Here is a 13,577-nt window from a genome sequence, read left to right on the forward strand (position 1 = left end):
TTATCGATACCCTCTACTCATTCGCAACTGATCCCGTCGTCACGATAGCCGCCGCGCGCCACATGCGCGCGAGGCGCGTGCACAGACACCGACGACATCGCGGATCATTCCAATCAACGAGGACGATATGAAATTTGCGTTCGTTTTCCCCGGACAGGGCTCGCAGTCGATCGGCATGCTCAACGCATTCGCCGATCACGCCATCGTGCGCGACACGGTGCAGCAGGCATCCGACGCGCTCGGCCAGGATCTCGGCAAGCTGATCGCCGAAGGCCCCGCCGAAGAGTTGAACCTGACGACGAACACGCAGCCCGTCATGCTGACGGCGGCCTACGCGATCTACCGCGTATGGGAAAAGGAAACGGGTTTGAAGCCGGCGCTCGTCGCGGGCCACAGTCTCGGCGAATACACCGCGCTCGTCGCGGCCGGCGCGCTCGCATTCGCGGACGCCGTGCCGCTCGTGCGTTTCCGCGCGCAGGCGATGCAGAGCGCCGTGCCGGTGGGCGAAGGCGGCATGGCCGCGATCCTCGGCCTCGATGACGACACCGTGCGCGCCGTGTGCGCCGAGGCGTCGTCGGCGGGTGTCGTCGAAGCGGTGAACTTCAACGCGCCCGCGCAAGTGGTGATCGCGGGTTCCAAGGCGGCCGTCGAGAAAGCGTGCGAAGTCGCCAAGGCGAAGGGCGCGAAGCGCGCGCTGCCGCTGCCGGTGTCCGCGCCGTTCCATTCGTCGCTGCTCAAGCCCGCATCGGATAAGTTGCGCGACTATCTCGCGAAGGTCGAGATCAAGGCGCCGCAGATTCCGCTGATCAATAACGTCGATGTCGCGATCGTTTCCGATCCCGTCGCGATCAAGGACGCGCTCGTGCGTCAGGCGGCCGGTCCGGTACGCTGGGTCGAATGCGTGCAGGCGATGGCGAAAGAGGGCGTGACGCACGTCATCGAATGCGGTCCCGGCAAGGTGCTCGCGGGTCTGACGAAGCGTATCGACGGCAATCTCGTCGGCGGCTCGATCTTCGATCCGGCTTCGCTCGAGGAAACGCGCAAACTGATCGCTGGCTGAGGAACAACGACATGAGTCTCCAGAATCAAGTAGCAATCGTCACGGGCGCGTCGCGCGGCATCGGACGCGCGATCGCGCTCGAACTCGCGAAGCAGGGCGCGACGGTCATCGGCACGGCGACGAGCGAAAGCGGCGCGGCCGGCATCGGCGAGGCGTTGCAGCAGGCGGGCGGCAAGGGCCGCGGCGCGGTGCTGAACGTGAACGACGCGGCCGCGGCGGACGCGTTCATCGACGGCATCGTGAAGGAATTCGGCGCGCTGAACGTGCTCGTCAACAACGCGGGCATCACGAAGGATCAGCTCGCGATGCGCATGAAGGACGACGAATTCGACGCCGTCATCGACACCAACCTGCGCGCGGTCTTCCGTCTGTCGCGCGCCGTGCTGCGCCCGATGATGAAAGCGCGCGGCGGCCGGATCATCAATATTACGTCGGTGGTCGGTTCGTCGGGCAATCCGGGTCAGGCGAATTACGCCGCCGCGAAGGCCGGCGTCGCGGGCATGACGCGCGCGCTCGCGCGCGAAATCGGCAGCCGCGGCATCACAGTGAACTGCGTCGCGCCGGGTTTCATTGATACGGACATGACCAAGGTCCTGCCGGAAGAGCAGCGGACCGCGCTCACGACGTCTATCCCACTTGGCCGACTGGGCGCGCCGGAAGATATCGCGCATGCTGTGGCATTCCTGGCATCGCCGTTTGCCGGTTACATCACCGGTACGACGCTGCACGTGAACGGCGGCATGTACATGTAAGGCCTTAATAGGCATTTCGCGGAATTTCGCTTAATATCCGCGCCGGGACGGGCGCGCGAAATGCTCAAAAGAGCTTCGTGCGCACCGCTTCAGCGCGGCAGTAACAAATTAGTGCGACGTCAGCGGCAGCCCTCTTGATGAAGGGCGCCGGACGACGGAGCATGGAACTGACGCGCCGTATTTTGCGGGTCCAAACCTGATAAAATGCGCGCACTCGTATTTTTGAACTTTTTTCCCTCGGAGGGCTGCATGGACAACATCGAACAGCGCGTGAAGAAGATCGTCGCCGAACAACTGGGCGTGGCGGAAGCCGAAATCAAGAACGAAGCTTCGTTCGTGAACGATCTGGGCGCTGACTCGCTCGATACGGTCGAACTCGTGATGGCGCTGGAAGACGAATTCGGCATGGAAATTCCCGATGAAGAGGCCGAAAAGATCACCACGGTTCAGCAAGCGATCGATTACGCTCGCGCGAACGTCAAGGCCTGAGGCCGGACGCGCCAGCGACTCATCGCTCAACCAGCTTGATCGTCGCTGTAAACCGATTTGACAGCCACAGGGCACACAGGGCGGTTTCCTGTGGCCGCTGTGGCTTTTGTTTTTCGTCATTTTATGGATAAGGGGTTACCGTGAGCCGTCGTCGAGTTGTTGTTACAGGCCTGGGGCTCGTTTCGCCTGTCGGCAATACTGTTGCCGACGGCTGGGCCAATCTGGTCGCGGGCAAGTCGGGCATCGCCAATATCACGAAGTTCGATGCGACGAACTTTTCCACGCGTTTCGCCGGCGAGGTGAAGGGCTTCAACATCGAAGACTACATGCCCGCCAAAGAGGCGCGCCATATGGATACCTTCATCCATTACGGCTTCGCCGCGGGCGTCCAGGCCGTGCAGGACAGCGGCCTCGAGATCACCGATGAGAACTCGGAGCGCGTGGGCGTCGTGGTCGGCTCGGGCATCGGCGGTCTGCCGATGATCGAAGTCACGCAGACCGAGCTGCTCAATCGCGGTCCGCGCCGCATTTCGCCGTTCTTCGTGCCCGCGTCGATCATCAACATGATCTCCGGCCATTTGTCGATCCGCTTCGGCCTGAAGGGCCCGAACCTGTCGATGGTGACGGCCTGCACGACCGGCCTGCACTGCATCGGCGAGGCGTCGCGTCTGATCGAATACGGCGACGCGGACGTCATGATCGCCGGCGGCGCGGAAGCCACGGTTTCCCCGCTCGGCATCGGCGGCTTCGCGGCGGCGCGCGCGCTTTCGCAGCGCAACGACGATCCCGCGACGGCGAGCCGTCCGTGGGATACCGACCGTGACGGGTTCGTGCTCGGCGAAGGCGCCGGCGTGATGGTGCTCGAAGAGTACGAGCACGCGAAGAAGCGCGGGGCGAAGATCTATGCCGAAGTGCTCGGTTACGGCATGAGCGGCGACGCGTATCACATGACCGCACCGCCGGAAGACGGCGACGGCGGCCGCCGTGCGATGGTCAACGCGATGAAAAACGCGCGCATCAACGCGGACGAGGTGAATTACGTCAACGCGCACGGCACGTCGACGCCGCTCGGCGATATCGCGGAGACGATCGGCATCACGCGTGCGCTCGGCGATCAGGCGAAAAAGGTCGTCGTGAACTCCACCAAGTCGATGACCGGCCACTTGCTGGGCGGCGCGGGCGGGCTGGAATCGGTCTTCACCGTGCTGGCCATTCACAATCAGGTGTCGCCGCCGACCATCAACATCTTCAACCAGGATCCGAAGTGCGACCTGGATTACTGCGCGAACACGGCGCGGGAAATGAAGATCGACGTGGCCGTGAAAAACTCGTTCGGCTTCGGCGGCACGAACGGCTCGCTCGTCTTCAAGCGCCACTGAGCACGGCGCGCTCGTCATCACGGGGGTCGATATGACGGGCGCGTGCGTGGATCGGCCGCATCGGGAAACCGGCTCCGCGCCGGGCGTCGCGATGCGGCCGTCGCGTTTTATGCTCGGCGCGATGCTCGGATTCGCGGGCGTTGCGGGCGCGTCGGTGTTTCAGTGCGTCCTCGCGCAAGCGGAACACGCCGGGCATGCATTCGTGGCGTGCGCGGCGACATTGGCGGTGCTCGGGCTCGCGTCGTATCGATGGGTGCGGGCTCAGCCTTCGGCCATCCGTTCGCTGCCGGACGGCATCGCCATCTGGAACCGGACGGGGGCGGTGCGGTACACGCGTATCGCGGGATGCGCGCAATGGAGCGGTCGGCTCCTCGTACTGACCCTTCTGGACGCGCGCGAGCGGCGCGAAACGCTCGTCGTCGCAGCCGATTCGGTCGATGCCGGCACCTTTCGGCAACTCGCCGTACAGGCGCGCCGCGCCGCGGCTTCCCACCTGTAACGACTGTAACGGCGCATGAGCGTACCGGTTGCCTTACAGGCGGTAACGCTACAATAGCCCTCCGCGCAACACCCCAAGTTAAACGGATTTCACAGGTGAGCGAAAAAGAAATCGACCAATTGCTGGTCGAGCGTGTCCAGAAAGGTGACAAGGCCGCGTTCGAACTGCTGGTCGCCAAATACCACCGCAAGATCATTCGACTGATCTCGCGCCTCGTGCGCGACCCCGCCGAAGTCGAAGACGTCGCCCAGGACGCCTTCATCAAGGCCTATCGCGCGCTGCCCCAATTTCGCGGCGAATCGGCGTTTTATACCTGGCTCTACCGGATTGCGGTCAACACCGCAAAGAACTACCTTGCGACACAGGGCCGCCGTGCTCCCACTTCTACCGAGGCCGATGCAGAAGAAGCGGAAACTTTCTCCGACGCGGACCAACTAAGGGATATCAACACGCCCGAGTCGATGTTGATGAGCAAGCAGATCGCCGAAACGGTCAATGCTGCGATGGCGCTGTTGCCGGAGGAATTGCGCACTGCCATCACGCTCAGGGAAATTGAAGGTCTGAGTTACGAGGAAATCGCCGAAATGATGGATTGCCCGATCGGCACCGTCAGATCGAGAATTTTTCGTGCTCGCGAAGCCATTGCGGCAAAATTGCGTCCGTTGTTGGACACTCCCGAAGGCAAGCGCTGGTAGCGGCGGAATCCTCGGGGCAGGGACGCGATATCTGGGTTGGTGGTGTCACAACGGGGTGTGGTCAAAGATGGGGAGCATCATGGGGTCGGTCTCGATGCAGAATCAAACACAGACGGGTTCGCGCGGCGAGCGCATGTCGGCGTTCGTCGATGGTGAATCGCTCGATGAAATGGGTGACGTCAGCCAGTTTCTCGCGGAACTGAAAAACGGCGAACGCGCGGCTTGGTCGGCTTATCACTTGATCGGCGACGCTCTGCGTTCGGACGATCTCGCGGTCAGCCCGGCGCGCAGCAGTGCGTTCATGGCCGCATTCTCAGAGCGCTTCGAGGCCGAAGCGCATGTGCTGGCGCCAGCGGCGCTGCCCGCCGCAGCAGCGAAAGCGCGTGGTGGCATGCTGCGCCGTCGCGTGATGCCGGCCTTCGCGGTAGCGGCGGCGGCCGCCACATTGACGTGGATCGTCGTACCGCAACTGCAAGGTGTGGGCGGCCGCTCCGGCACGCAGGTGGCGAGCGTCGCACCGGTGGATTCGATGCAGCGCGTCGCGCTCGCGTCGGTGCCGGCAGCAACCACGCGCTCGCCGATCGTGGAAGCGAACATCATCCGCGACGCCGATCTCGATCAATACCTCGAAGCGCATCAGCAATTCTCCCAGCAGCCCGCGATGCCCGGCTCCATGCCTTTGATTCGCGCGGCGGCTACGTCGCAGGGCCAATAATTTGATGCTGAATGTGCGGTTGAATAAAAAAAGTTACTGGGGGCGGCTGCCGGCATTGATGCTCTGCGCAGCCGCGTTGTTGACAGCGGCAACTAGCTCCTATGCTCAGGGAGACGATCCCGCCGCCGTTCGCAAGACAGCCGCCAGCCTGCTCAACCGCATTCACGAAGCGGCCCAGCAGCAAAATTACGAAGGCACCTTCGTCTATCAACGCGGCGCGACGGTTCAATCGTCGCGCATCACGCACGTCGCCACTCGCGGCGACGGCGAATACGAATCGCTCGAAAGTCTCGATGGCGCGCAGCGCAAGATGCTGCGTCACGACGACGACATGTTCACGTTCGTACCCGAGCGACATCTTCTAGTCGTCGAGCATCGGCAAAACCGGGATTCCTTCCCGGCGCTGCTTTCGACCAGCGGCGACCAGGTGCTTTCCGTTTACGAGCCGAAGCTTCTGGGCAACGATCGCGTCGCGGGCGTCGAAAGCCAGGTGCTGGAACTCGATCCGAAAGATTCCTATCGTTTCGCCTACAAGCTCTGGGCCGACGCGAAGACCGGCTTGCTGCTGCGCGCGCAGACGCTCGATCCGGACGGTCAGGTGCTCGAGCAGCTTTCGTTCTCGCAAGTGCGCATCGGCGGGCCGATCGACAAGACGCCGATCGCGAACGGCATTCGCGGCACGTCGGGCTGGACCATCGTGCGGCCGCCCGTGCAGCCCGTCGACATGGAAGCGCAAGGCTGGCAACTGACGCCGAATATCGCGGGCTTTCGCAAGATTCGCGAGCTTCGCCGTCCGATGGCGTCGAGTCAGCAGGGTCAGCCGCCGATTCCGGTCGATCAGGCCGTGTTTTCCGACGGACTCGCGACGATCTCCGTTTTTGTCGAGCCGGTCGAGAAAAATACGCGCAAGGAAGGCGCGGGCAATAGTGGCGCCACGCATGTTCTGGTGAAGCGCCGTGGGGATTTCTGGATCACCTTGCTGGGTGAAGTGCCGCAAGCCACATTGCAGCAATTTGCTTCTACCATAGAATACAAGCCTTCCAAGTAATCCAGATCCCGGCCTCCAACATATGAGCAACTTCTCGCTGCGCAAGTTCATCGCGGCCGCGGCGCTCGCCGTGTGCCTGCCGTTCGTATCGCAATCTGCGTCGGCGGTGCCCACGGTGAACCTGCCGGACTTCACGACGCTCGTCGACAAGGTGGGGCCCTCGGTCGTGAACATTCGCACGACCTCGCGCGTGGGTTCAAGCAGCGATCTGCGCGGCCTGCCGCCGGGTCTCGATGAAGGCGACATGTCCGAGTTCTTTCGCCGCTTCTTCGGCATTCCGATGCCCGGCCAGCCTCCGCGCGGCGGCGGTGGTGGCGGCGGCGGCGGCAACAATGGCGGCGGCAACGGTGGCGACCAGGGCAAGGGCGGCAGCCGCAGCGCGCCGGACGACAACCAGGACAACTCGGAGCAGAGCAGCGGCGTCGGCTCGGGCTTCATCCTGTCGACCGACGGCTACGTGATGACCAATGCGCACGTCGTCGACGATGCGGACACCATCTACGTCACGCTCACCGACAAGCGCGAGTTCAAGGCGCGGCTCGTCGGCGTCGACGAGCGTACGGACGTGGCCGTCGTGAAGATCAGCGCGACGAATCTGCCGGCTATCACCATCGGCGATTCGAACAAGGTGCGCGTCGGCGAATGGGTGCTCGCGATCGGTTCGCCGTTCGGCCTGGACAACACGGTGACCGCGGGCATCGTCAGCGCGAAGGGGCGCGACACGGGCGATTACCTGCCGTTCATCCAGACGGATGTCGCCGTGAATCCGGGCAACTCGGGCGGTCCGCTCATCAACATGGCGGGCGAGGTGATCGGCATCAACTCGCAGATCTACAGCCGCACAGGCGGCTTCATGGGCATTTCGTTCGCGATTCCGATCGATGAAGCGATGCGCGTGGCGGATCAGTTGAAGACGTCGGGCAAGGTCGTGCGCGGGCGCATCGCGGTGGCGATCGGCGAAGTGACGAAGGACGTCGCCGATTCGCTCGGTCTGGCGAAGGCACAGGGCGCACTCGTGTCGAGCGTCGAATCGGGCGGTCCGGCCGATAAGGCAGGCGTGCAGCCGGGCGACATCATCCTGAAGTTCAACGGCCAGAATGTCGAGACCGCGACCGATCTGCCGCGCATGGTCGGCGACACGAAGCCCGGCACGAAGACCACGCTGACGATCTGGCGCAAGGGCCAGACGCGCGATCTGTCGGTGACGATCGCCGAGATGCAGCCGGACAAGGTCGCGAAGACCGAGCAGAAGAAGGCGCCGCAACCGAAGGAGCGCGCGAGCAATTCGCTCGGGATGGCGGTGAGCGACATTCCGGCGGATCAGAAGAAGGCGCTCAAGCTGTCGAGCGGCGTTCAGGTCGATGCCGTCGAAGGGCCGGCGGCGCGCGCGGGCTTCCAGAAGGGCGACATCGTCATGCGCATCGGCGATACGGATATCACGAGCGCGAAGCAGTTCCAGGAAGTCGCGCAAGGTCTGGACGCCAGCAAGATGGTCGCGATTCTCGTGCGTCGCGGCGACAACACGCAGTTCGTGCCGCTGCGCCCGCGCGTGCCGGCGCAGAAGTAAGCGCATGATTTCGGCTTCGGGCGCGCCTTTTGTCCTGTACGGGCGCGCCTGGTGTCATCTGTGCGAGGACATGCGGGCCGAACTGGAGCCGATCGCCGCGCGGCACGGCCGGGGCGTCGAATGGATCGACATCGATGAAGATCCGCTGCTGGAGGCGCGCTACGACGAGCGCGTACCGGTGCTCACGCTCGACGGCGTCGAGTTGTGCCAGTACCGGCTCGACCCGCGCGCCGTGTACGCGGCGCTCGGCGCGCGTGAGCCGTGAGTCCGGCAGAGGCGAAATCCGCCGGGGCAACCCTGTTTTCGGCTAAAATGCTGAAGTTTTCCCCAAATTTTCAAGGCGTGCTCCGCGTTGGTGAGGGCGCGCCTTTTTCGCTTTTTTCGGGCTTGCGGCACTGAATGGACCATATTCGTAACTTCTCGATCATTGCGCACATCGACCACGGCAAGTCGACGCTCGCCGACCGCATCATCCAGTTGTGCGGCGGCTTGTCCGACCGTGAGATGGAAGCGCAGGTGCTCGATTCGATGGACCTCGAGCGCGAGCGCGGCATCACGATCAAGGCGCAAACTGCGGCGCTCACCTACAAGGCGCGTGACGGCAAGGTCTACAACCTGAACCTGATCGATACGCCGGGGCACGTCGACTTCTCCTACGAAGTCAGCCGCTCGCTGTCTGCGTGCGAGGGCGCGCTCCTCGTCGTCGATGCGAGTCAGGGTGTCGAGGCGCAAACCGTCGCGAACTGCTACACCGCGATCGAGCTGGGCGTCGAGGTCGTGCCGGTGTTGAACAAGATCGACTTGCCGGCGGCGAATCCCGAGAACGCGATCTCCGAAATCGAGGACGTGATCGGCATCGACGCGACCGACGCCGTGCATTGCAGCGCCAAGACCGGTCTGGGCGTCGAGGACGTGCTCGAATCGCTGATCGCGAAGGTGCCGCCGCCGAAGGGCGATACGGAAGCGCCGCTGCAGGCGCTCATCATCGATTCGTGGTTCGACAACTACGTCGGCGTCGTGATGCTGGTGCGCATCGTCAACGGCACGCTGAAGCCGAAAGACAAGATCAAGATGATGGCGACCGGCGCGCAATACCCGGTCGAGCACGTTGGCGTCTTCGCGCCGAAGTCGACGAACCTCGCGCAGCTTTCGGCGGGGCAGGTGGGCTTCGTAATCGCGGGCATCAAGGAACTGACGGCCGCGAAAGTGGGCGATACCGTCACGCTCTCGACCCGCGCCGCCGAAGCGCCGCTGCCGGGTTTCAAGGAAGTGAAGCCGCAGGTTTTCGCCGGCCTCTATCCGGTCGAGGCGAATCAGTACGACGCGCTGCGCGAGTCGCTCGAAAAGCTGAAGCTTAACGATGCCTCGCTGCAATACGAGCCCGAAGTGTCGCAGGCGCTCGGCTTCGGTTTCCGCTGCGGCTTTCTCGGTCTGCTGCACATGGAAATCGTGCAGGAGCGGCTCGAGCGCGAGTTCGACATGGACCTCATCACCACGGCGCCGACGGTGATCTACCAGGTCGTGCAGCGCGACGGCACGACCATCTCCGTCGAAAACCCGGCGAAGATGCCGGAGCCGCCGAAGATCGAGGAAGTGCGCGAGCCGATCGTCACCGTGAACCTGTACATGCCGCAGGAATATGTCGGCTCGGTCATCACGCTGTGCACGAACAAGCGCGGCCAGCAGATCAACATGCAGTATCACGGCCGTCAGGTGCAGTTGACCTACGAAATCCCGATGGCGGAAATCGTGCTGGACTTCTTCGACCGCCTGAAGTCGACGTCGCGCGGCTATGCGTCGATGGACTACGAATTCAAGGAATATCGCGCGGCCGATGTAGTCAAGGTGGATATGCTCATCAACGGCGACAAGGTCGATGCGCTGTCGGTCATCGTGCACCGCTCGCAAAGCCAGCATCGTGGCCGCGAAGTGGCTTCGAAGATGCGCGAGCTGATTCCGCGTCAGATGTACGACGTGGCGATTCAGGCGACCATCGGCTCGAACATCATCGCGCGCGAGAACATCAAGGCGCTGCGCAAGAACGTGCTCGCGAAGTGCTACGGCGGCGACATATCGCGCAAGAAGAAGCTGCTCGAAAAGCAGAAGGCCGGCAAGAAGCGCATGAAGCAGGTCGGTTCGGTCGAAATCCCGCAAGAGGCTTTCCTGGCGATTCTGCGCGTCGATGAATGACGCTGGCGCCGCGAGGCAAACAACGATAACAACCGGAAGCGATTGATGAATTTCGCATTGATTCTTTTGATTCTCGTCGTATTGACGGGTATTGCATGGGTGCTGGACAAACTGGTGTTTCTGCCGCAACGGCGGCGCGTCGCCGAGGCCGCGGTGGTCGAGTTCGATCGCCAGCAGGAGCGCGTCGGCGAGCGTTTCGCCGATGAAAACGCCACGCAGACGCGCGCCCGCCTGCGCGATGACAAACTCCGCCAGCCGTGGTGGCTGGAATACACGGCGAGCTTCTTTCCGGTGATTCTCGCGGTGTTCGTGGTGCGCTCGTTCATCATCGAGCCTTTCAAGATTCCGTCCGGCTCGATGGTTCCGACCTTGCTCGTCGGCGACTTCATCCTCGTGAACAAGTACGAATACGGCCTGCGCATGCCGATCACCAACACGAAGATGACAAACGGCGGCCCGCTCAAGCGCGGCGACGTCGTGGTGTTCCGCTACCCGAAGGACGAATCGGTCGACTACATCAAGCGTGTGATCGGTCTGCCGGGCGACACGGTCGCGTATGAAGACAAGAAGCTCACGATCAACGGCAAGCCGGTGCCCGAAACCCCGCTGCCCGACTATTTCGACGACGAGCGCATCGGTTACGCGAAACAGTTCGAGGAAGACCTCGACGGACGCAAGAACGCGATCCTGAACAATCCGCAGGTGCCGCCGTTCGTCGTCGGCGCGGACGACTTCCCGTTTCGCGACAACTGCAACTACAACGCGCAGGGCGTCACATGCAAGGTGCCGCCGGGCAACTACTTCATGATGGGCGATAACCGCGACAACAGCGCGGACAGCCGCTACTGGGGCTTCGTGCCGGACAAGAATATCGTCGGGCGCGCGTTCTTCATCTGGATGAACTTCAGCAACCTGAAGCGCATCGGCTCCTTCCAGTGATATGCGCAACGCCGGCTCGTCCCGATAAGACAGCCGGCGTTCGTCTTGATAAAAACAAGCTTCGAAACGGCGTGAAGAAGCGCGGCTAACACCGTCTCGCCACGCGTTTTCCGGCGTGGACCGGCGGAATCGTCCGCCCGCGCGCCCGCGTTATACTCTCTCCATGCCATCTTCTCCGTTGGAAAGCCGGCTGCGGTACGAATTTCGCAATGCGGAATTACTGCGCCAGGCGATGACCCACCGCAGTCACAGCGCCACGCACAATGAACGGCTCGAATTTCTCGGCGATTCCGTTCTAAATTGCGTGGTGGCGGCGCTTTTGTTCCAACGATTCGGCAAACTCGACGAAGGCGACCTGTCGCGCGTGCGTGCGAATCTGGTCAAACAGCAGTCGCTTTACGAAATCGCGCAGGCACTCAACGTGTCCGAGGGCCTGCGGCTCGGCGAAGGCGAACTGCGCAGCGGCGGCTTCCGCCGTCCGTCGATTCTCGCCGATACCCTCGAAGCCATCTTCGGCGCGATCTTCCTCGACGGCGGTTTCGACGCTGCGTACACGGTCATCAAGCGGCTCTACACGCCGGTGCTCGATCACATCGATCCGCGCACCATCGGCAAGGATGCGAAGACGCTGCTGCAAGAATATCTCCAGGGACACAAGATCGCGCTGCCGACTTACACGGTCATCGCGACTCACGGCGCCGCGCACAATCAGCAGTTCGAAGTCGAATGCACGGTGCCGAAGCTCGACGTGAAGGTGTCGGGTTCCGGCGCGAGCCGCCGCGCCGCCGAACAGGCCGCCGCCAAAAAAGCGCTCGACGAAGTGGCGGCCGCCGCGCCGACGCTCGGCGTGAAGCCGAAGCGCAAGGGCGCGCGCGCCGCGAAGCTGGTCGAACCGGAAGTGGTGCCCGGCGTGACCGGTATCCAGACGGCGCTCGATCTGCGTTCTCCCGACCGGCGCGAGCGCCATCATGGTCCGCACGGCGCGCAATCCGCTGCGCAGGAACGCCCGGCCACCGCGCCGCTCGCCGTGATCCGCGCGACGCATGTCGAGCCGTCCGCGAGCGCGTACGCAGCCGCCGACAAAACCGAACGCGCCGTGATCCACAAGCCGGAAAAAGCAGCGAAGAGCGATTCGACGGAGCCGTCCGAGCGTAGCGCGAACGCAGACAAGCCCGCACCTTCCGGCGATCGCGAAGACGATTCCGCAGCCGACACCGAAACGAGTAACGCCGCGGGCCCCGATGCGACCAGCCACGTCGTGCGCGCCGCCGACGCCGGCCACTGACGCGTGCCGCCGCGCCTATCGCGCACACGCGCCCCAACGATTTATTGCCGCACACATCTATGAACGCTCCTACTTCTTCTGGTTTCCGCTGCGGCATGGTCGCGATCGTCGGCCGTCCCAACGTCGGCAAGTCGACGCTGATGAACGCGCTCGTCGGTCAGAAGGTGAGCATCACCTCGCGCAAGGCGCAGACCACTCGCCATCGCATCACCGGCATCAATACGTTCGAGGACGCGCAGTACATCTTCGTCGATACGCCCGGTTTCCAGACGCGCCACAGCGGCGCGCTCAACCGCTCGCTGAACCGCGCGGTGACGTCGACGCTGACTTCCGTCGATGCGATTCTCTTCGTGATCGAAGCGGGCCGTTTCGGTCCCGACGACCAGAAAGTGCTCGACCTGATTCCGGCCGGCACGCCCACGCTGCTGATCGCGAACAAGCTCGATCGCGTCGGCGACAAGGATTCGCTCTTTCCCTTCATGCAGCAGATGTCGGCGCTGCGTGACTTCCGCGAGATCGTGCCGCTGTCGGCCAAGCATCCCGAGGACATCAAGCGGCTCATGTCGGTCATCAAGCCCTATCTGCCGGAAGGCGAGCCGATCTACGGCGAGGACGATCTGACCGATCGGAGCGAGCGCTTCCTCGCGGCCGAAATCCTGCGCGAGAAGGTCTTTCGCTGGACCGGCGACGAGTTGCCGTACACGAGCACGGTGCTCATCGAAAAGTTCGAAACCGAAGGGCGTCTGCGCCGCGTCTTCGCGACGATTCTCGTCGACCGCGACACCCATAAGGCGATGATCATCGGCCAGAAGGGCGCGAAGCTGAAGCAGATCAGCACGGAAGCGCGACTCGACATGGAGAAGCTCTTCGATGGCCCCGTGTATCTCGAGACCTTCGTCAAGGTGAAGAGCGGCTGGGCAGACAACGAAGCGGGCCTGCGCGCATACGGCTACGAGTGA

14 protein-coding genes are annotated in these 13,577 nt (G+C 63.2%); all 14 read left to right on the top strand.

The genetic code is table 11. The features are described from left to right. Positions 1-127 precede the first annotated feature (127 nt). Entirely contained in the window at positions 128-1,060 is a 933-nt protein-coding gene (gene fabD / locus PQR08_RS14940) for an ACP S-malonyltransferase (RefSeq protein WP_408161657.1), read from the top strand. A gap of 11 nt (positions 1,061-1,071) precedes the next feature. Continuing rightward, the gene (fabG, locus tag PQR08_RS14945; protein WP_408161659.1) at positions 1,072-1,812 is read left to right on the top strand and encodes a 3-oxoacyl-ACP reductase FabG; all 741 of its coding nucleotides are present in this window, start codon (positions 1,072-1,074) and stop codon (positions 1,810-1,812) included. Between the two features lie 249 nt (positions 1,813-2,061). After that, positions 2,062-2,301: an acyl carrier protein gene (gene acpP, locus PQR08_RS14950; protein ID WP_004197638.1), complete on the top strand. Its 240-nt coding sequence runs from the start codon at positions 2,062-2,064 to the stop codon at positions 2,299-2,301. A 140-nt stretch (positions 2,302-2,441) separates the two neighbouring features. Beyond that, positions 2,442-3,680 (top strand): beta-ketoacyl-ACP synthase II, encoded by a 1,239-nt coding sequence (gene fabF, locus PQR08_RS14955; RefSeq protein WP_408161661.1) that lies wholly within the window; start codon positions 2,442-2,444, stop codon positions 3,678-3,680. Positions 3,681-3,711: 31 nt separating this feature from the next. Continuing rightward, positions 3,712-4,179: a protein YgfX gene (locus tag PQR08_RS14960; RefSeq protein WP_408161663.1), complete on the top strand. Its 468-nt coding sequence runs from the start codon at positions 3,712-3,714 to the stop codon at positions 4,177-4,179. Positions 4,180-4,274: 95 nt separating this feature from the next. Then, on the top strand, positions 4,275-4,874 hold the full coding sequence (gene rpoE, locus PQR08_RS14965; protein ID WP_035501673.1) for an RNA polymerase sigma factor RpoE: 600 nt from the start codon (positions 4,275-4,277) through the stop codon (positions 4,872-4,874). Between the two features lie 79 nt (positions 4,875-4,953). After that, on the top strand, positions 4,954-5,589 hold the full coding sequence (locus PQR08_RS14970; RefSeq protein WP_238215444.1) for a sigma-E factor negative regulatory protein: 636 nt from the start codon (positions 4,954-4,956) through the stop codon (positions 5,587-5,589). Between the two features lie 4 nt (positions 5,590-5,593). Beyond that, positions 5,594-6,637 (top strand): MucB/RseB C-terminal domain-containing protein, encoded by a 1,044-nt coding sequence (locus tag PQR08_RS14975; RefSeq protein ID WP_187605794.1) that lies wholly within the window; start codon positions 5,594-5,596, stop codon positions 6,635-6,637. Positions 6,638-6,659: 22 nt separating this feature from the next. Then, positions 6,660-8,204, top strand: coding sequence for a DegQ family serine endoprotease (locus tag PQR08_RS14980; RefSeq protein ID WP_408161665.1), 1,545 nt, complete (start codon positions 6,660-6,662; stop codon positions 8,202-8,204). Between the two features lie 4 nt (positions 8,205-8,208). Continuing rightward, positions 8,209-8,469 (top strand): glutaredoxin family protein, encoded by a 261-nt coding sequence (locus PQR08_RS14985; protein WP_408161666.1) that lies wholly within the window; start codon positions 8,209-8,211, stop codon positions 8,467-8,469. A gap of 134 nt (positions 8,470-8,603) precedes the next feature. Further along, on the top strand, positions 8,604-10,394 hold the full coding sequence (gene lepA / locus PQR08_RS14990) for a translation elongation factor 4 (protein WP_035501666.1): 1,791 nt from the start codon (positions 8,604-8,606) through the stop codon (positions 10,392-10,394). Positions 10,395-10,439: 45 nt separating this feature from the next. Then, complete coding sequence (gene lepB, locus PQR08_RS14995; protein WP_408161667.1) at positions 10,440-11,333, top strand: signal peptidase I; 894 nt, start codon at positions 10,440-10,442, stop codon at positions 11,331-11,333. 163 nt (positions 11,334-11,496) lie between these two features. Then, positions 11,497-12,618, top strand: a complete 1,122-nt coding sequence (gene rnc, locus PQR08_RS15000; protein WP_408161668.1) for a ribonuclease III — start codon at positions 11,497-11,499, stop codon at positions 12,616-12,618. A gap of 59 nt (positions 12,619-12,677) precedes the next feature. Continuing rightward, positions 12,678-13,577, top strand: a complete 900-nt coding sequence (gene era / locus PQR08_RS15005; RefSeq protein ID WP_408161670.1) for a GTPase Era — start codon at positions 12,678-12,680, stop codon at positions 13,575-13,577.

The organism is Caballeronia jiangsuensis (assembly GCF_046030135.1).
GTDB lineage: Bacteria > Pseudomonadota > Gammaproteobacteria > Burkholderiales > Burkholderiaceae > Caballeronia > Caballeronia jiangsuensis.